An 18213-nucleotide genomic window follows, 5' to 3' on the forward strand; every position below is an offset into this window, starting at 1 on the left:
AAAAGCCCGCGCACCACATGGGATTCCATAAATTGGCTGAAGACATCACGAACGCGGTGGCGCGCCGCCGTACTTTCGCGATCATCGCGCATCCGGACGCCGGCAAGACGACGCTGACCGAAAAGCTGCTTTTGTTCGGCGGCGCCATCCAGCTTGCCGGCGAGGTCAAGGCCAAGAAGGATCGCATCCAGACCCGGTCGGACTGGATGAAGATCGAGCGCGAGCGCGGCATTTCAGTCGTCACCTCTGTGATGACCTTCGAGTATGAGGACAACGTCTTCAACCTGCTCGACACGCCCGGCCACGAGGATTTCGCCGACGACACCTATCGCACGCTGTCGGCTGTCGACGCGGCCGTCATGGTCATCGACGCCGCCAAGGGCATCGAGCCGCGCACGCTAAAACTGTTCGAGGTGTGCCGGCTGCGCGACATCCCGATCATCACCTTCGTCAACAAGATGGACCGCGAAAGCCGCGACCCGTTCGAAATCCTCGACGAGATCGAGCAGAAGCTGGCGCTGGACACCGCACCGATCACCTGGCCGATCGGCCGCGGCAAGACCTTTTCTGGCACCTATCATCTGGCGCTGAACGCCGTGCGCAAGGGCGATGCCGAGAAGGAGCGCACGCCGGTCAACGGTCCCGATTCCAACCGCGTCGCCGGCCTGTTGCCGGAGAACGAGCGCGAAGCCTTCATCGAGGAGCTGGAGCTGGCGCGCGAAGCCTGCCGTCCGCTCGACATCGACTCCTTCCGCGAGGGTCATCTGACGCCGGTCTATTTCGGCTCGGCGCTGCGTAATTACGGCGTGCGCGACCTGATCGAAGCGCTTGGCGCCTACGGGCCGCCGCCGCGCGCGCAGGAGGCCGACACGCGCAAGGTCGAGGCGACCGAGGACAAGATGACCTCGTTCGTCTTCAAGATCCAGGCCAACATGGACCCTAACCATCGCGACCGCATCGCCTTCGTCCGTGTCTGCTCGGGCAAGCTCGAGCGCGGCATGAAGGCCAAGCTGGTGCGCACAGGAAAACCGATGAGCCTGTCGGCGCCGCAATTCTTCTTCGCCCGCACCCGCGTCACTGCTGACGAGGCTTTTGCCGGCGACGTCGTCGGCATCCCCAATCACGGCACGCTGCGCATCGGCGATACGCTGACCGAGGGCGAGGAGATACTGTTCCGCGGTGTGCCGAATTTCGCGCCGGAAATCCTGCGCCGCGTCCGCCTCGGCGACGCGATGAAGGCCAAGAAGCTCAAGGAAGCGCTACACCAGATGGCCGAGGAAGGCGTCGTGCAACTGTTCTCGCCGGAGGACGGTTCACCGGCAATCGTCGGCGTCGTCGGTGCGCTGCAGCTCGACGTGCTGAAGGAGCGGCTGAACTTCGAATACACGCTGCCCGTCGATTTCGAGATGTCGCGCTTTTCCGTCTGCCGTTGGATATCGGCTGACGACAAGGCCGAGGTGCATCGCTTCATCGAGGCGCATCGCGGCGACATCGCCCGCGACCTCGACAACGACCCGGTGTTCCTGGCCCAGCACGCCTTTTCGCTCAACTACGAGGCCGAACGCTGGAAGGCGATCCGCTTCGCCGCGGTCAAGGATTACCAGGTCCGCGACAAGGCAGCCTGAGCTGCGCCGCTTTTCCTTCTCCCCTTGTAAGGGCCGCGGAAAACCGCTCTGCCGGCCTTCAAAAAGGGCCCCACTGACCACCGAACTCCACTTCGCTCCCCGTGCAAAGCCCTCCTTGTGGGAGAAGGCGACGGATGAGGGGTGTTCCAGGGAACGCTGACGCCTCATTCCGTCCAGCACCCCTCAACCGTCTTGGCCCTGCGTGCCAATCCACCTTCTCCCACAAGACAAGGGGAAGGAAGATCACTCACCCCCTGGCTGCCTCTTCGATCTTGGCGATGTCGATCTTGGTCATCTGCATCATCGCCCGCATCACCCGGTTGGCCTTGGCCTGGTCGGGATCAAGCAGCAGCCTGGGCAACTGCTCCGGCACGACCTGCCAGGACACGCCGAATTTGTCCTTCAGCCAGCTGCACTGGCTGGGCTCGCCACCGCCTTCGATAAGTCTGTCCCAGAAATAGTCGACCTCCTCCTGCGTCTTGCAGTCGATGGAGAGCGAGACTGCCTCGGTGAACTTGAATTGCGGCCCGCCGTTGAGCGCCTGGAACTGAACGCCGTCGAGCTCGAAATAGGTCACCAGAACCTTGCCCTCACTATCGCCGCTGCCCTCGGGCCAGCGCATCACGCTCAGCACCTTCGAATTCTTGAAGATGGACATATAGTGGTTCATGGCCTCCTCGGCCTGGTCGTCGAACCACAGGCAGGGGGTGATCTTTTGCATTTGCTTGCTCCTCGGCTGTTGCAGTTGGCTATCACGGTGAAACGGCCCGGCTTGGCGGTGGTGTTCTTTGCCCTGCCGTTTGCCAAAGGACGCCCGGGCGGCGCGCAATCCGACAGTGTCATCAAATTTTCTTGGGAAAATCTGGCGCATTGCAAAATTGTGGCCAGACCAGGCTTCAGCGTCTATAACGCCTGCGGTCCGAATTCAGCGCCGCCGCGCTCCCATCGAGCGCAGCCAGCCAGCCAAGGAAAATTCATGCCTGCCTATCGCTCCCGCACCACAACCCATGGCCGCAACATGGCCGGCGCCCGTGGCCTTTGGCGCGCCACCGGCATGAAGGATTCCGATTTCGGCAAGCCGATCATCGCCGTGGTCAACTCCTTTACCCAGTTCGTGCCGGGTCACGTCCATCTCAAGGATCTCGGCCAACTGGTCGCCCGCGAGATCGAAAAGGCCGGCGGCGTTGCCAAAGAGTTCAACACCATCGCCGTCGACGACGGCATCGCCATGGGCCACGACGGCATGCTCTATTCGCTGCCGTCGCGCGAGCTGATCGCCGACTCGGTCGAGTATATGGTCAACGCGCACTGCGCCGACGCCATGGTCTGCATCTCCAATTGCGACAAGATCACACCCGGCATGCTGATGGCCTCGCTGCGTCTCAACATCCCGACCGTCTTTGTCTCCGGCGGGCCGATGGAGGCCGGCAAGGTGGTGCTCGCCGGCAAGACGCAGGCGCTGGATCTGGTCGACGCCATGGTCGCGGCCGCTGATGACAAGATCTCCGACGAGGACGTCAAGACCATCGAGCGCTCGGCCTGCCCGACCTGCGGCTCCTGCTCGGGCATGTTCACCGCCAATTCGATGAATTGCCTGACTGAGGCGCTGGGTCTTTCCCTGCCAGGCAACGGCTCGACGCTGGCGACCCATGCCGACCGCAAGCGCCTGTTCGTCGAGGCCGGTCATCTGATCGTCGATCTCGCCCAGCGCTATTACGAGCAGGACGACGACACCGCGCTGCCGCGCAACATCGCCTCGAAGGGCGCCTTCGAGAACGCGATGACGCTCGACATCGCTATGGGCGGCTCGACCAACACCGTGCTGCACATTCTCGCTGCAGCGCATGAGGGCGAGATCAACTTCGACCAGGACGACATCGACGCGCTGTCGCGCAAGGTGCCGGTGCTGTGCAAGGTTGCCCCCGCCAAGGCCGATGTGCACATGGAAGACGTCCACCGCGCCGGCGGCATCATGGCGATCCTCGGCCAGCTCGACAACGCCGGGCTGATCAATCGCGACCTGCCGACTGTACATACGCGAACGCTGGGTGAAGCGCTCGACCATTGGGACATCTCCCGCACCACCAGTCAAAGCGTCCGCGACTTCTTTCTGGCGGCTCCGGGCGGCGTGCCGACGCAAGTCGCCTTCAGTCAGGACCGCCGCTGGGACGAGCTCGATCTCGACCGGGAGAAGGGTGTCATCCGCTCGGCCGAGCACCCGTTTTCCAAGGACGGTGGCCTTGCCGTGCTCAAGGGCAACCTTGCGCTGGACGGCTGCATCGTGAAGACCGCCGGCGTCGATGAATCGATCCTGAAATTCACCGGCCCGGCAAGAGTGTTCGAAAGCCAGGACGCCAGCGTCAAAGCGATCCTGTCCAACGAGATCAAGGCCGGCGATGTCGTCGTCATCCGCTACGAGGGGCCGCGTGGCGGCCCTGGCATGCAGGAAATGCTCTACCCGACCAGCTATCTCAAGTCGAAGGGCCTCGGCAAAGCCTGCGCGCTGGTCACCGATGGCCGCTTCTCCGGCGGCACCTCCGGCCTGTCGATCGGCCATGCGTCCCCGGAGGCGGCGGAAGGCGGGCTGATCGGGCTGGTGCAGGAGGGCGATACGATCGAGATCGATATCCCGAACCGTACCATCCGGCTTGCTGTCGACGACGCGGAACTGGTCGCCCGCCGCGCGGCGATGGAGGCAAAGGGAGCTGCCGCCTGGAAGCCCGTGGAACAGCGCAAGCGCAAGGTGACGATGGCCTTGCGCGCCTATGCCGCGATGGCAACCAGTGCTGCAAAGGGTGCTGTGAGGTACGTGCCGGAGTAGCGCGGTTCTTCCCTTCTCCCCTTGTGGGAGAAGGTGGCCTTGCGAAGCGAGGTCGGATGAGGGGTGTTCCAGGGAACGCCAGCGCCTCACTCCGTCCAGCACCCCTCAACCGTCTCGGCGCTGCGCGCCGATCCACCTTCTTCCACAAGGGGAGAAGGGAACAGAGCCCTACGGCATCAGCTGATATTCATAAAGCTTCTGGTAGAGCCCGCCTTGCCTAAGCAGCGTCCGGTGCGGGCCGCTTTCCACCACTTTGCCGGCTTCCAGAACCACGATCGTGTCGGCCTGGTGCACGGTCGACAGCCGGTGGGCGATGACGATGGTGGTGCGCCCGACCGTCAGCTGCTGTAGCGCGTCGCGAAACAGCGCCTCGGATTCGGCATCGAGCGCGCTGGTCGCCTCGTCCAGCAGCAGGATCTCCGCGTTGCGCAGCATGGCGCGCGCGATTGAGATACGCTGGCGCTGGCCGCCGGAAAGCAGCGCGCCGTTCTCGCCGACCTCCGTGTCGTAGCCATTCGCCATGGCGGTGATGAAATTGTGGGCGTTGGCTGCCTTGGCGGCGGCGATCACGTCCTCGTCGGGCGCGTCCTGCCGCCCGAGACGGATGTTGTGCATCACCGTGCCGGCAAACAGGAACGTGTCCTGGCTCACATAGGCGATCTTCTGCCGCAGTGAGGCGAGTGTGGCGTGCGCAATGTCCTGGCCATCGAACAGCACCTTGCCGCTCTGCGGGTCGTACATACGCATGATCAGGTTGAGGATGGTCGACTTGCCGCCGCCCGATGGCCCGACCAGCGCCGTCATCTTGCCTGCCGCCAGGGTCAGGTCGAACCCTTCGAACACCGGCGGGCTTTCCGGATAGGCAAAGCTAACATTGTCGAAACGGATTTCGCCCGGCCCCGGCCGCAGCGGCTTGGCGTCCGGCTTTTCGGCCAGCGTCAGCGGCCGGTCGGCGAGCTGGAACATCATGCGCACGCCGACGATGCCGGTTTCCAGCGAGATACGCACGCGGGCGAGGCGCTTTGCCGGTTCATAGGCAAGCAGCAGCGCCGCGATGAAGGCCATGATGTTGCCTGGCATCTGGCCCCCCTGCAGGACCAGAAGGCCGCTGACCAGGATGGCGCCGGAGATCGCCAGTCCGGCAAGCGTTTCCATCACCGGGCTGGTGGCAGCCTCCAGTGTAGCAATGTTGTTGGCGCGGTTCTCGACATCCGACACCGCCTTGTGCATGCGCTTGCGCATCGCGCCTTCGAGACCGAACGATTTGACGACACGCACGCCGATTGCCGTTTCCTGCATCACCTGCACGATCTGGCCTAGCGAGCGGAATTCCTGCGCGGCGATCTTGCGGACGCGCTTCAGGATGCGGTTGACGCCGTAGATGGCTATGGGCCCGATGACGAAGCAGATCAGGGACAGCGCAGGCTGCTGCCAGACCATGACCGCCACCAGGACAACCAACGTCACCAGGTCGCGCACATAGGACGTGACGACGAGGTCGAGCACGCTGCGAGCGGCCTGTGCATTGTTGGTCATGCGGGTGATCAGGTCGGATGACGAGGTCGAATGGTAGAACTCGATGCCTTGCGCCAGGATGCGGTCGTAGATCTTGCGCTGCCGTTCGGCGATGATGCTGTTGCCGACGCGGCTCATGAAATAGGCTTGGACGAAATTGGCGATGCCCTTGGCGATGAAGATCGCGGCGACCGCCGCGGCAATCCAGTTGATGCGCTCGACTCTTTTGTAGATCACGAACTCATTGGTGATTTCGCGCAGAATCCAGGCGCTGGCGCCCGTCATGGCGGCCACCACCAGCATCGACAGTATGGCGGCGCCGTATCCAAACTTGTGCTGGTGAAAGGATTCCCTGATCAGCCTTACGATAAGGCGCCGGTTCTCTTCCGAGCGTTCGTCACCTTTGAGGAACTTCAAGTTCACACTGGATTTCCGTGGTTGCGAATGTGGCGTTGAGCCCGAAGCCGATCGCTGCGCCGCGACACACGATGCGGATTCGCCTCAATGGACGAAAGGCGGCTTATAGAGCGAGTTGTGGTCGGATGGAACTGTTCGCTGCCGCGGAAAGAAACGGCTGCGGCAACCTGTCTTTTGCTCCACGATGCACACGGCCCCGGAAATCGGATTCGATTTTCGCTGGGGATCATGCGCAAAATCAAAGTGCTGCAGCGTCCTTTGCGCGTCCAAGAGGACGCGCGGCGCTGTAACGTGATTCTGAAAGAGGACGACGACAGATGAATTTCGACCTTATCGTCCGCGGCGGCATGCTGCCCGACGGCACAATCGCCGACATCGGCATCATCGGCGAGACGATCGCGGCCATCGAGCCAGAGTTGAACGTCACCGCGGGCACGGCGATCGACGCCCATGGCAATCTGGTCTCGCCGCCCTTCGTTGATCCACATTTCCACATGGACGCCACGCTCTCCCTGGGAATCCCGCGTATCAACGCGTCTGGCACGTTGCTGGAAGGCATTTCGCTTTGGGGCGAATTGAAGCCGCTGCTGACGCATGAGGCGGTGCGCGACCGCGCCCTCGCCTATTGCGACTGGGCGGTGTCGATGGGTCTGCTCGCCATCCGCACCCATGTCGATGTCTGCGACGACCGCTTGCTGGCGGTTGAAGCCCTGCTCGACGTGAAGAAGACGGTCGCGCCCTATATCGACCTGCAACTGGTCGCCTTCCCGCAGGACGGGTTTTACCGCTCGCCGACGGCGCGCGACAACACCATCAGGGCGCTCGACATAGGTGTCGACATCGTTGGGGGCATTCCGCATTTCGAGCGCACGATGGCCGACGGCACGCGGTCTGTGACGGAACTGTGCGAGATCGCGGCAAAGCGCGGCCTTATGGTCGACCTGCATTGCGACGAGACCGATGATCCGCTGTCGCGCCATATCGAGCAACTAGCCTATGAGACGCAACGCCTCGGCCTGCACGGCAGGGTCGCCGGCTCGCATCTCACTTCGATGCACTCAATGGACAATTACTATGTCTCGAAGCTGTTGCCGTTGATCGCCGAGGCCGGCGTCTCGGCGATCCCCAATCCGCTTATCAACATCATGCTGCAGGGCCGCCACGACACATCTCCCAAGCGCCGCGGCCTGACGCGGGTTAAGGAAATGCTTGCCCTCGGCATCCGCGTCGGCTGGGGCCAGGATTGCGTGCTCGACCCCTGGTATTCGCTGGGCACCGCCGACATGCTCGACGTCGCCTTCATGGGTCTTCACGTCGCTCAGATGTCGAGCCCGGCCGACATGGCGCGCTGCTTCGACATGGTCACCAATGTCAACGCCGCCATCATGGGCCTCGACGATCTCGGCCTGGCGGTCGGCAAGCGCGCCAGCCTCGTCGTCCTCGATGCCGGCGATCCGGTCGAGGCCTTGCGTCTGCGTCCCGAGCGCCTCTGCGTCATCGCCAGGGGCAAGGTGGTGGCCGAGCGGGCCAAGCAGGAAACGCGACTCTCGATCGCAGGACGGCCAGGAACTGTGAACCGCAGGCATCGCCCGCCCATTTCATGACCAATAATGGCAGGCCCAATAGGACATTGAACCTGCATCAAGCCGCGCGCTTCGATCAGATTGATAGGTCCAAACCTTAAGTCTACAATCAGGCTCCAGTTTTATGTCGAGGAGGACACCATGTGGCACAAGACGGCGATGGTGGTCGCGTTGGCGGCGATCTCAGGCTGCATGACGGCAGAAGACCGTCGTGCCGCGGACGAGGCGAAATGCCGGTCCTACGGCTTCGCCAGGAAGAATGATGCCTTCGCGGAATGTCTGCAGCGCATCGATCTCGCGCGGCGCGCGGAACTGAGAAGCGCGTCGGCTTTCGATCCCTGGGACCGGCCCGTGATCTATCGGCCGGTCATCCTTCGGCCACGGCCAAAGTAGGCCGTTCAAATCGGCGACTTTCAGTATAGGCCCAGCCGATTTCCGGCTCTGGTCTGGCCGGGTTCCCGATTTACGCTCGTCAAAGCGGCTGCTTGCGTCTACGACGCTGCTCACCGAGCTTTCATGCGGGAGGAAGCGACATCGGCATGGCACAGCCAACAGCCCAGAATTCGACGATCAGGAACGTGCTTTTGGCTGGCATTCTGCTGATGCTTGCCGGCGATTTCCTGTTTGCGTTGAACGATGCGATGGGCAAATGGCTGGTCGCCAGCTTTTCCGTCGGCCAAGTCGTGCTGATCCGCTCGATCGGCGCCTTTTTCGTGCTCGGCCCGATGATCGCGCGTCAAGGTACGGCCAAGCTGTTCCGCATGGAGCGACCTGAGCTGCAGGTCTTGCGCGTCGTTATGACAACGCTCGACACGGCGCTGTTTTATGCCGCTGTCGTCTACCTGCCGCTCGCCGACGTTATGAGTTTCTACATGGCGGGGCCGATCTACGTTGCGGCCTTGTCCCATCTGTTGCTCGGTGAAAAGGTCGGCTGGCGCCGCTGGATGGCGATCCTAGTCGGCTTCTGCGGCGTGCTGATCATGCTCAAACCGTCCTCGGCCGCGTTTTCGCTGTCGTCGACCTTTGCATTGGCCGGAAGCATTTCATTCGCCTTCGCCATCATCCTCAACCGGCGGCTGCGCGGCACCAGCGACACCTCGCTCGTGACCTGGCAAACCATCGGCACATTGCTAGTCGGCGCGGTGCTGACCATCGGCAACTGGCAGACGCCGTCCTCGCTCGATTTCGGCGCCATGCTGCTTCTCGGCATCGTCTCCTGCGGCGCGCATCTGATGATCACAAGGGCGCTGAAGCTGGCGCCCGCCTCGACGCTGGCGCCGCTGCATTACAGCCTGCTGCTGTGGGCCGTCATCTTCGGGCTGGCCTTCTTCGGCGACATGCCCGGCCCGCGCATCCTGATCGGCTCGGGCATCATCGTGCTGGCCGGCCTGTTCATCTTCCATCGCCAGAAGGTGGTCGACACTGTGCCGCCCGAAAACGTGCCGAAAGGCGTAAATTAGGTCTAACCCGCGCGCACCGCCGCCAGATGCCTTGAAAACTCCGGCGTCTCCATCAGCGCCTTGCAGCGCGAAAAACGCCCGTCGGCATAGGCGCGGAAATCGTCGGCCGGATTGCTATTGGCAAGCTGGATCAGCCCCCACAGCGTCCACAGCAGGTCGCACATTGCCTTGTAGATGACAACGCGGCCGCGCTCCGCCGGCGTTGGCTCGCCACCGAAATAGGCGAGCATCATCTCTTCCTCCTGCGCCGTATCAAACTGTCCTTCGACGCTGAGGTCGCCGAGATCCCAGAGCGGATCGTTCATGCCGGAATATTCCCAGTCGACGATCCACATCCTGTCGCCCGTATCGAGGAAGTTTTCGCACAGCGGATCGCAGTGGCAGGCGGCGAGGGGCAGGGGATGCGCGGCAAGGGCCGAGCGCACGGTTTCCGCCTCACGTACCACGTCGTGATAGCCGGTGGGCAGGGCGACGTCCTTGGTCGACAATACCTTCAGATAGTCGTCGATCATCGCAAAAAGCTCGAAGCGGAAGGGAAACACGGCGCCGGATGTATGCAATCTGCGGAAAGCTTCGCCGGCACGCGCCGGACTGCCCGGCCGGGTCCTGAATTTTTCCGGCGACATCGTCTCGGCTCCGACGACGAAACGCGTCATCATCACGCCTGTCTCGCCGTCGACATGCAGCACCTCGGGGCTGACGCCGGCCTTGGCGGCTTCCCGTGCCGTCACCGCCTCGTTGGCGCGGTTGATATACTCCTCTGTGCCCTTGCCGGGAATCCGGAGGCAGACATCTCCAGCCCTGAAGACGAGGTTGGTGAGGCCGCCAAGCCGCTCCAGCGGTCCCTCGTAGGCGGCCAGCATTGGAATGGCTGCAAGCGCCGCGCGTGCTTCCTCGTCCACCATCGCTTTCCGCCCCCTTTCGCGTCTTTATTTGTGGCGACGACGGTTCCACAAATTTCACCGTTTGGCTATCATCGCCGGCATGCGATTCACTCCAGCGCCGTGCGTCCCTGTTGGACGCGCAAAGGTCGCTGCAGCACTTGATTTTGCGGATAGGACTGCGATGGCGGACAGGAAAAATGAGGGTGCGCTCGCCGCAGCCTATGCAGCGCAGCGGCCAGAGGAGGTGGCGGCGCTCTACGACCGCTGGTCCGACACCTACGACGCCGACATGTTGGCGGCCGGTTACCGCCATCCAACCATCTGCCTTGCCTTGCTTGCCCGCCATTTGCCGCGCGGCGCGGCACCGCTCCTCGATGCTGGGGCCGGCACCGGGCTGATTGGCGAATGGCTTGCCATCACAGGCTATCCGCATGTTGAGGCGCTCGACATATCGGCGGGCATGCTGGCCAAGGCCGAGCGCAAGGGCGTCTATTCGGCGCTTCACTGCCTGGCGCTCGGCGGGCCGCTGCCTTTCGCGGATAATGCCTATGCCGGGATCATATCGGCCGGCGTCTTCACCTCGGGCCATGTCGGCGCAGAGGGGCTGGACGAACTGATCCGCATATGCCGGCCGGGCGGGGTGATCGTGCTGACGGTCAAGAACACGCTGTGGGACGCCGGCTTTTCCGCACGGATTGCCGAGCTCGAGGCGAAAGGCATCGTCACGCGCGCCGAGGAGACGTCGCCCTATGTGTCTATGCCAGGCGAGGCGGACACGGTGCCCAGCCGCGGCCTCGTTCTGCGCGTGAGCTGATCGAATGCATGTCGCCCAAAAGTGCGCAGCGGTTTTGGGATAACGACATGCATAAAAACAAGAACTTAAAGCGCGTCGCATGAATCCCTTCAGACGCGACGCGCTTTAGGCTCTGATCTTTTCTCCCGCCGGATCGTAAAGCGGCTCGAGGTGGATCTTTGCCGGTGTCCGCTCCATCGCGACCACCAGCTCGTAATCGCCGGAGGCGAGAAAATCGTCGCTGACGCCATCGGCGTTGCGCACGTAGCCATAGCCGATATTTTTGCCAATGGTGTAGCCATAGCCGCCGCTGGTCAGGTAGCCGACCGGCTCGTTGTTGCGCAATATCGTCTCGCGCCCGAGCAGCACGATCTCGCAATCGTCGACCGTAAAGCCGGCAAAGCGTTTTTTCGGTGCGGCGCCGCTGATGCTTTCCAGCGCCCGACGTCCGAGGAAATCCGTGTTCTTTCTGAGTTTCACCGCCCAGCCGAGACCGGCCTCCTGCGGCGTGTCGTTGGGTGTGATGTCGGAGCCCCAGGCGCGGTAGCCTTTTTCCAGCCGTAGCGATTCCAGCGCCCGGTAACCGACCGGGCGGATGTTGTATGTCCTGCCTGCGGCCATCAGCGTGTCGAAAATCTCGCCCGCTGCCGCGATCGGCACATGCAGTTCCCAGCCAAGCTCGCCGACATAGGTGATGCGCAGCGCCCGGATGGTGTGGGTGGCAATGGAGATTTCCCGCACATGGCCGAACGGGAAAGCGGTGTTCGACACATCCGCATCGGTCACCGCAGCCAGCACGTCGCGCGCACGCGGTCCCATCAGCGACAGCGTGCCGAAATCCTCGGTGACATCGGTGAGCGTCACATCGAGCTCCTTGCCGACATGGTCGCCGATCCACGAGAAATCATGCGTCCTGAAACCGGTGCCGGTGACGACGTAGAACCGTTCTTCGCCGAGCCGCGCCACGGTCAGGTCGGCCTCGATGCCGCCGCGCGTGTTGAGAAGCTGCGTGTAGGTCAACCGGCCGACCGGCTTGCTGATGTCGTTGGCGCAGATCCAGTCGAGCGCCTTCAGCGCGTCCGCGCCGTTCAGTTCATATTTGGCGAAGGACGACTGGTCGAAGATACCGACGTGTTCGCGCACGTGCCGGTGCTCGTCGCCGACCGGCGAAAACCAGTTCTGCCGGCCCATCGAATAGATGTCCTTCGGCTCGACACCTTCGGGCGCGAACCAGTTCGGCCGCTCCCAGCCGAGCTTCGAGCCGAACACAGCGCGATGCTTTTGCAGCCGTTCATAGAGTGGCGACACGATCCGCGGCCGGCCCGTGACATACTCCTCATGCGGGAAGCCGATCGTGTAGTGCTTGCCATAGGCTTCCAGCGTGCGGTCGCGGACCCATTGCCGGTCGCGGTGCAAGTCGGAAAAGCGCCTGATATCGACCACCCACAGGTCGAATGGCGCCTCGCCGCCGACCACCCATTGCGCCAGCACCCAGCCGGCGCCGCCGCCCGCCGCGATGCCGAAGGCGTTGAAGCCGGCGCCGACGAACATGTTGGCGCATTCGGGCGCCACGCCGAGGATGAAATTGCCGTCGGGCGTGAAACTCTCCGGCCCGTTGATCATCTGCTTGACGCCGACGGTTTCGAGCGCCGGAACCCGCGCGATCGCCTGGTTCATGTGCTGCTCGAAATGATCGTAATCGTCGTCGAACAGCCGGAACTCCCAGTCAGCAGGGACGTCGCCCCCGGGTAGTTCGGTCGTCCAGGCTAGCGGGTTCGGCTCATAGCCGCCCATAACCAGCCCGCCGACCTCCTCCTTGAAATAGGTGCGGCGGTCGGGGTCGCGGATCGTCGGCGCATCGGTCGCCAACCCGTCGATCTTTTCGGTGATTATATACTGGTGCTTCACTGGCTGCAGCGGCACGTTGATGCCGGCTAGCGCACCGACCTGCCGCGCCCATTGCCCTGCACAATTCACCACCTTGTCGCAGGCGATATCGCCCCTGTTGGTCTTTACCGCGGTGATGCGGCCATCCTTCAAATCGAAGCCGGTGACGCGCACATCCTCGAACAGTCTGGCGCCATGCATGCGCGCGCCTTTGGCCAGCGACTGCGTGATGTCGGAAGGGCTTGCCTGGCCGTCGGTCGGCAGCCAGCTGGCACCGACGAGATCGCCTGTTTCCAGCAGCGGCCACATTGTCTTGACCTCGGCCGGTGACAGCAACTGCATGTCCATGCCAAAGCTTTTCGCCGTCGTCGCCAGCCTCTTATACTCGATCCAGCGGTCGGCATTGGTGGCGAGCCTGAGGCACCCGGTCATCTTCCAGCCGGTGGCCAACCCGGTTTCGGCCTCCAGCCCCTTGTAGAGATCGACCGAATATTTGAGCACCCGGGTGATGGAGGCCGACGAGCGCAACTGTCCGACCAGCCCCGCCGCATGCCACGTGGAGCCCGAAGTCAGCTTGCCCTGCTCCAAAAGCACGACATCGGCCTTGTGGTCACGCGCCAGATGATAGGCCGTCGAACAGCCGATGATGCCGCCGCCGATGACGACGATCTCGGCATGGGCGGGCAATGTCATGATTTTTGTCCGTATTTTGTTCTGTAGTTTTCCAGCGCGGCATCGAGCCGCGTCAGGTTTTCGTCGGTATAGGCGACATAGTCGATGCCGGGCGCGTCGAGATAAAGTTCAGAAACCATGCTCCACATCGCCTCGCGCAGCAGCGATGCGCATTGCATGGCCGCATGCGAGCGGCGGATCGCCTCGTCCGGCTCCTTCATGAAATAGGCGGTCAGAAAGGCGAAGGACTCCTCGTCGCTCATGCCGGCGTTCGAGGCGACGCCGGCAAGGTCGAACATCGCCGTGTTGAAACCGGCATATTCGAAATCGATCAGCCACAGCCTGTCGCCGTCGTCGAGAATATTAGCCGGCAAAAGATCATTGTGGCCAAAGACGATCGGCAGCAGTTTCTGCGCCCGTTCGAGCTCGTCCGCAAGCGTCAGCAACCGCGGCAATTCGCTTCGCATGCGGCTGCCGCCTTCCTCCAGCGTGCGCGCATAGTCGCGGATGACATGGAACACCCAGAACATGAAGCCGGCGCCGGAGACATGATTGGGCATCTCCCGATGAAAGCCGCGCATCAGGGCGGCGACGCGGCCGATATTGGCGCGCACATCCTCCGCGACAAAGGTCCTGGCGCCGAGATACTCTGTCACTATGATGCCGGACTCGGTATGGCGTACGGCCGGCCCAAAGCCGGCGGCGTGAGCTGCGCGCGCGGTCATCACCTCACGCTCGCGAAAGACATGGTGGAACGGAAAGTCCTGACCGAAGCGCACGACATGCCGCCCGGCCGCATCCTTGACCAGATAGTTGGCGTTGCTCAGGCCGCCCGGCAGCGGAGCGATCTCGATGCTGCCGGTCCAGCAGGGCAGCGCGCGGATGCGGTCCTCGGCGGTCACAGGTTCATCCCTCGTTGGGCGGGTTCAAGACGCCGCGGGCGAGACAAAGATGGCGGCCGGCAGGAGGGAGCAATGCGAAGATCTCGTCGGTGCGGGATGCCAGGATCGGTATCCCGCACCGCACCGACGAGCCCCTGTGCCGGGTTCTTCGACGCCGGCATCCGCCCCCGCGGATTCGAAAGAATTCCTATCCCTTGCCCCGGACGATTTTCCAGACGTTCGGGTAAGCGAATTTTGATGCGGCTCTGCCATCGTTCTCCCGTGGCCGTTCCGAGCCTATCACCTAGCTAGTGTCGCGCCATGTGATCTGGCTTGTCAACGAAAACTTGTGGCTTTTTCTGTCTTCTTGCCCGGATTCGCAAGGATTCCTTGTGTACTGTGGCGAATTTGCCTTAGAAGCGGTCAGCAGCGCAACAATCCGATTGGCGAAGCTCGATGGTCCATTCGAAGCGGCATGGCGAAATCCTGCGTCTCCTGCAGGAGGAGGGCACCGTCACTATCGCCAGCCTGGCCGACCGGCTGGGCGTCTCGCTGGAGACCGTGCGCCGCGACGTCAAGCCGCTGACCAGTGACGGTTCGATCCTGAAGATGCATGGCGCCGTCGGCCTGCCGTCGATGGCCGGCGAGGCGCCATTCGAGCGGCGCATGCGCGAGAATGCCGATGCCAAGCGCGCCATCGCCCGCATGGTTGCCGCCACCATTCGCGACGGCGAATCGATCATGCTCGACACCGGCACCACCACCTCTTTCCTCGCTCGCGAGCTGCTCGGCCACCGGCGGTTGACGGTAGTCACCAACTCCTCCGACATCGCCCGCACGCTGGCCACCGTCAACGGCAACAAGGTCTACATGGCCGGCGGCGAATTGCGCAGCGATTCGGGCGCAGCCTTCGGCGTCTCGGCCATTGAGTTCGTCAGCCGCTTTTCCGTCAATCATGCGGTGATCTCCACCGGTGCGGTCGATGCCGTCACGGGCGTCATGGACTATGATCTGGAAGAGGCGGAAATCGCCCGCATGGTGCTGTCGCGCGGCCAGCGCTCGCTCGTCATCACCGACCACACCAAGTTCGGCCGCCAGGGCCTGGTTCAGGTCTGCGGCTTCGAGGGCTTTTCCGAACTTGCCACCGACCGGCCGCCGCCGCGCGATATCGCCGCGGCCCTTGCCCAGGCCGGCGCACGGCTCAGTATTGCGGATGGCAAGATCGGGATCTAATCGAAAACCAGCGATTGGTGGGCGCATACGCCCGCGAAGGCGCCACCTGATACCGCGAAGGCGATGTTGTGCATCGAACGTGCCGCATCTCCGGCGGCATAGACGCCGGGCACGGTCGTCTGCTGCCGGTCGTCGACGGTGATCACCGGGCCGAGAAAGCCTTCCGTGAAAGTACAGCCAAGCTGTTCGGCCAGCGGGCTCGCCATGGTGTTGCGCGGCGCGGTGAACAGCGCCTTGATGCCGGCTTTGCGGCCGTCTTCGAGACTGACGATCAGCCCGCCCGAACTATCCTTTTCCAGCCCCGCCACGCCGGCCGGCTCGAACCGTACGGTCCGCCTTTCCAGCGCAAGCATTTGTTCCGCGTCCGGCTCGAACATGCCGTTTGCGAACAGCGTGACGTCACCCCAGTCGGCGATCAATTGCGCCTGATGCACTGCCATCGGGCCGGTTGCCAGCACGCCAAGCGTCCCGCCGGCCACCTCGTAACCATGGCAATAAGGACAGTGCAGCACGCTCTTTCCCCAATGCTCGGCAAGCCCGGGGACATCCGGCAGGATATCGCGCACGCCGGTGGCAAGCACCAGCCGCGCCGCGCCGAATGTCTCGCCGCGATCAGTCATAATCTCGAAGCCGGAACCGGCGGCAGCGGCCTTGTTCGCCAATCCGACGACGACCCTGGCTGTCGGATAGGCCAGCAGCTGCCGTCTTGCGTCGTCCAGGATTGCGCCGGGCGCGCGCCCGTCCTGTCCCAGGAACCCGTGCGAATGTTCGGCAAAACGGTTACGCGGCTGGCCCGCGTCGATCACCAGGACGTTGCGCCGGGCCCGTCCTGCCTGGATGGCGGCGGACAGGCCGGCAAAGCTGCCGCCGACGACGATCAGATCATACTGCGTAGCTGGCAGATCATACTGCATGGCTGGTCACTCCAATCAACTCGTAACGGCGGTGGAAATCGGCGGCGAGATCGGCGAGCGTGATGCGACTGAGTTTTTCCGCCAGCAGCCTCTCGGCCTCGACGCGAAAATCATCGAGCGCCGCTATCACCGCTTGTTCGACAAGGCAGCCGGGACTTTCCGGCTCGGTGCCGAACGGCAGCAGCGTTTCGCCAAGGGCGGCGCTGATCTCGGCCAGCGAGATTTTCTCGGGCGCACGGCCAAGCTGCCAGCCGCCGCCATGGCCGCGCGACGAGGTGACGATGCCAGCGTCGCGCAAGCCAGCAATGGTCCGGCGGACGACGACCGGGTTCGTGTGGATGAATGTGGCGAGCTGCTCGGAGGTCAGCGCGTGCTCCTGCGTCTCGGCCATGTGGACGAGAATGTGCAGGGTCGAGGAAAGTCTGCTGTTTCGTTTCATGTAACTTACTTAGTTACGAGTCTCGCGGTCGTCAAGCGCCCGTCGCCCACTTCCCAGCGCCGCCTTCGCCGTGTTTAGTCCGGCCATGGCCTTCACCATCCGCCAATTGCAGTTCTTCATCGCCGTCGCCGAACAAGGCACGGTGTCGGGTGCTGCGCAGAACCTGTCGATCTCGCAATCGTCGGTCACCGAAGCGATCAAGGAACTGGAACACGATCTCGGCGTCGAGCTGTTCGAGCGCCACCCGCGCGGCTTGAACATCACCCACAAGGGCCATCAGTTCCTGCGCCACGCGACAAAGATTCTTGCCGACGTTTCCGATGCGCGCCGCGCCTTCTTCGGCGAGCAAGCGGCCGCAGGCGGCCGGCTCCAGCTCGGTGTCACCTCGCTGGTCGCCGGTTATGTGCTGTCCGACCTTCTCGCCCGCTATCGACGTGCCTACCCGGGCGTTGAGGTCTCGGCCATCGAGGACAATGGCGATTACCTTGAGCACCTCCTGATCGGAGGCAAGCTCGACATCGCCGTCATGGTCACCTCGAACCTGCGCGATCGCACCGCGCTGCAATCGGAAATTCTCGAAGTCTCGGCCTACCGGCTATGGCTGCCGCTCGGCCACCCGCTGGCCGGCGCCGACATCATCGGCATTGGCGACATCGCCTCGGAGCCGCTGATCATGCTGACCGTCGACGAGATCGAGGAGAACACCGGAAAACTGCTGGCGGCGATCGGCGCCAAGCCGCATGTCGCCTTCCGCACCCGCTCTGTCGAGGCGGTGCGCAGCCTCGTCGCCACCGGCGCCGGTGTGGCGTTGTTGCCCGACCTCGTCTACCGGCCATGGTCGCTCGAAGGCGACCGCATCGAATCGCGCGATATTTCGGGCTCTTTGCCGGTGGTGCAGGTCGGCATGGTCTGGCGGCGCGGCTCCGGCCTGCCGCAGGCCGCACGCGACTTCATCGGGCTTGCCCAATCGCAGCGCATGGTCCGTCAGCGACCGGAGAAGATTGGCCGCTGATCTATCGGAAAAACCGATATCGCCTTTCTGATAAATGAATTTGCGAAACCGGAAATTTCGCAGCACCTTCACGGTCG

15 protein-coding genes are annotated in these 18213 nt (G+C 63.2%); 8 read left to right on the forward strand and 7 right to left on the reverse strand.

Features of this window, described 5'->3' with window-relative positions; all coding sequences use genetic code 11:
- Positions 1-32: 32 nt before the first annotated feature.
- A complete protein-coding gene (locus tag EN885_RS30705; RefSeq protein ID WP_164897950.1) occupies positions 33-1625 on the forward strand; it encodes a peptide chain release factor 3 in 1593 nt (530 codons plus the stop codon).
- A 247-nt stretch (positions 1626-1872) separates the two neighbouring features.
- On the opposite strand, the gene EN885_RS30710 is transcribed toward EN885_RS30705, so the two are convergent.
- Positions 1873-2346, reverse strand: a complete 474-nt coding sequence (locus EN885_RS30710; RefSeq protein ID WP_128243799.1) for a VOC family protein — start codon at positions 2344-2346, stop codon at positions 1873-1875.
- A 255-nt stretch (positions 2347-2601) separates the two neighbouring features.
- Between EN885_RS30710 and ilvD the strand changes: the two genes are divergently transcribed.
- Positions 2602-4446: a dihydroxy-acid dehydratase gene (gene ilvD, locus EN885_RS30715; RefSeq protein ID WP_095483018.1), complete on the forward strand. Its 1845-nt coding sequence runs from the start codon at positions 2602-2604 to the stop codon at positions 4444-4446.
- A 168-nt stretch (positions 4447-4614) separates the two neighbouring features.
- Here the strand turns inward: ilvD and EN885_RS30720 are convergent, their stop codons facing one another.
- Entirely contained in the window at positions 4615-6378 is a 1764-nt protein-coding gene (locus EN885_RS30720; RefSeq protein WP_128243817.1) for an ABC transporter ATP-binding protein, read from the reverse strand.
- Positions 6379-6695: 317 nt separating this feature from the next.
- Between EN885_RS30720 and EN885_RS30725 the strand changes: the two genes are divergently transcribed.
- From EN885_RS30725 to EN885_RS30735, 3 genes are all read left to right on the forward strand, one after another.
- Entirely contained in the window at positions 6696-7982 is a 1287-nt protein-coding gene (locus tag EN885_RS30725; protein ID WP_128243798.1) for an amidohydrolase family protein, read from the forward strand.
- A gap of 120 nt (positions 7983-8102) precedes the next feature.
- Positions 8103-8354, forward strand: a complete 252-nt coding sequence (locus tag EN885_RS30730; RefSeq protein WP_127205404.1) for a hypothetical protein — start codon at positions 8103-8105, stop codon at positions 8352-8354.
- A gap of 146 nt (positions 8355-8500) precedes the next feature.
- A complete protein-coding gene (locus EN885_RS30735) occupies positions 8501-9421 on the forward strand; it encodes a DMT family transporter (protein WP_127205403.1) in 921 nt (306 codons plus the stop codon).
- Between the two features lie 2 nt (positions 9422-9423).
- Here the strand turns inward: EN885_RS30735 and EN885_RS30740 are convergent, their stop codons facing one another.
- Positions 9424-10326 carry a phosphotransferase family protein gene (locus EN885_RS30740; RefSeq protein WP_128243797.1) on the reverse strand — a complete coding sequence of 301 codons (903 nt, stop codon included), beginning with the start codon at positions 10324-10326 and terminating at the stop codon, positions 9424-9426.
- Between the two features lie 160 nt (positions 10327-10486).
- On the opposite strand from EN885_RS30740, the gene EN885_RS30745 reads away from it, so the two are divergent.
- Positions 10487-11119 carry a class I SAM-dependent methyltransferase gene (locus EN885_RS30745; protein WP_128243796.1) on the forward strand — a complete coding sequence of 211 codons (633 nt, stop codon included), beginning with the start codon at positions 10487-10489 and terminating at the stop codon, positions 11117-11119.
- Positions 11120-11224: 105 nt separating this feature from the next.
- Here EN885_RS30745 and EN885_RS30750 read toward each other — a convergent pair whose 3' ends face one another.
- Positions 11225-13678 carry an FAD-dependent oxidoreductase gene (locus EN885_RS30750; protein WP_128243795.1) on the reverse strand — a complete coding sequence of 818 codons (2454 nt, stop codon included), beginning with the start codon at positions 13676-13678 and terminating at the stop codon, positions 11225-11227.
- On the reverse strand, positions 13675-14559 hold the full coding sequence (locus tag EN885_RS30755) for a phosphotransferase family protein (protein ID WP_095483010.1): 885 nt from the start codon (positions 14557-14559) through the stop codon (positions 13675-13677). Before EN885_RS30755 ends, EN885_RS30750 begins: the two co-directional genes overlap by 4 nt.
- Before the next feature lie 435 nt (positions 14560-14994).
- Between EN885_RS30755 and EN885_RS30760 the strand changes: the two genes are divergently transcribed.
- On the forward strand, positions 14995-15771 hold the full coding sequence (locus EN885_RS30760; protein WP_128243794.1) for a DeoR/GlpR family DNA-binding transcription regulator: 777 nt from the start codon (positions 14995-14997) through the stop codon (positions 15769-15771).
- Here the strand turns inward: EN885_RS30760 and EN885_RS30765 are convergent.
- The gene (locus EN885_RS30765; protein WP_128243793.1) at positions 15768-16685 is read right to left on the reverse strand and encodes an NAD(P)/FAD-dependent oxidoreductase; all 918 of its coding nucleotides are present in this window, start codon (positions 16683-16685) and stop codon (positions 15768-15770) included. The genes EN885_RS30760 and EN885_RS30765 overlap by 4 nt on opposite strands.
- Positions 16675-17124, reverse strand: coding sequence for an Rrf2 family transcriptional regulator (locus tag EN885_RS30770; RefSeq protein WP_095483007.1), 450 nt, complete (start codon positions 17122-17124; stop codon positions 16675-16677). Before EN885_RS30770 ends, EN885_RS30765 begins: the two co-directional genes overlap by 11 nt.
- Positions 17125-17209: 85 nt before the next feature.
- On the opposite strand from EN885_RS30770, the gene EN885_RS30775 reads away from it, so the two are divergent.
- Positions 17210-18136 carry a LysR family transcriptional regulator gene (locus EN885_RS30775; RefSeq protein ID WP_095483006.1) on the forward strand — a complete coding sequence of 309 codons (927 nt, stop codon included), beginning with the start codon at positions 17210-17212 and terminating at the stop codon, positions 18134-18136.
- Positions 18137-18213 lie beyond the last annotated feature (77 nt).

Origin of the sequence: Mesorhizobium sp. M6A.T.Cr.TU.014.01.1.1, from assembly GCF_004022765.1 — a bacterium.
Classification (GTDB): domain Bacteria; phylum Pseudomonadota; class Alphaproteobacteria; order Rhizobiales; family Rhizobiaceae; genus Mesorhizobium; species Mesorhizobium mediterraneum.

Coding starts and splice junctions, on each gene's coding strand:
- EN885_RS30765 (WP_128243793.1), bottom strand. CDS start 16,685: ATGCAGTATGATCTGCCAGCTACGCAGTATGATCTGATCGTCGTCGGC.
- EN885_RS30725 (WP_128243798.1), top strand. CDS start 6,696: ATGAATTTCGACCTTATCGTCCGCGGCGGCATGCTGCCCGACGGCACA.
- ilvD (WP_095483018.1), top strand. CDS start 2,602: ATGCCTGCCTATCGCTCCCGCACCACAACCCATGGCCGCAACATGGCC.
- EN885_RS30770 (WP_095483007.1), bottom strand. CDS start 17,124: ATGAAACGAAACAGCAGACTTTCCTCGACCCTGCACATTCTCGTCCAC.
- EN885_RS30740 (WP_128243797.1), bottom strand. CDS start 10,326: ATGGTGGACGAGGAAGCACGCGCGGCGCTTGCAGCCATTCCAATGCTG.
- EN885_RS30710 (WP_128243799.1), bottom strand. CDS start 2,346: ATGCAAAAGATCACCCCCTGCCTGTGGTTCGACGACCAGGCCGAGGAG.
- EN885_RS30730 (WP_127205404.1), top strand. CDS start 8,103: ATGTGGCACAAGACGGCGATGGTGGTCGCGTTGGCGGCGATCTCAGGC.
- EN885_RS30735 (WP_127205403.1), top strand. CDS start 8,501: ATGGCACAGCCAACAGCCCAGAATTCGACGATCAGGAACGTGCTTTTG.
- EN885_RS30750 (WP_128243795.1), bottom strand. CDS start 13,678: ATGACATTGCCCGCCCATGCCGAGATCGTCGTCATCGGCGGCGGCATC.
- EN885_RS30760 (WP_128243794.1), top strand. CDS start 14,995: ATGGTCCATTCGAAGCGGCATGGCGAAATCCTGCGTCTCCTGCAGGAG.
- EN885_RS30775 (WP_095483006.1), top strand. CDS start 17,210: ATGGCCTTCACCATCCGCCAATTGCAGTTCTTCATCGCCGTCGCCGAA.
- EN885_RS30745 (WP_128243796.1), top strand. CDS start 10,487: ATGGCGGACAGGAAAAATGAGGGTGCGCTCGCCGCAGCCTATGCAGCG.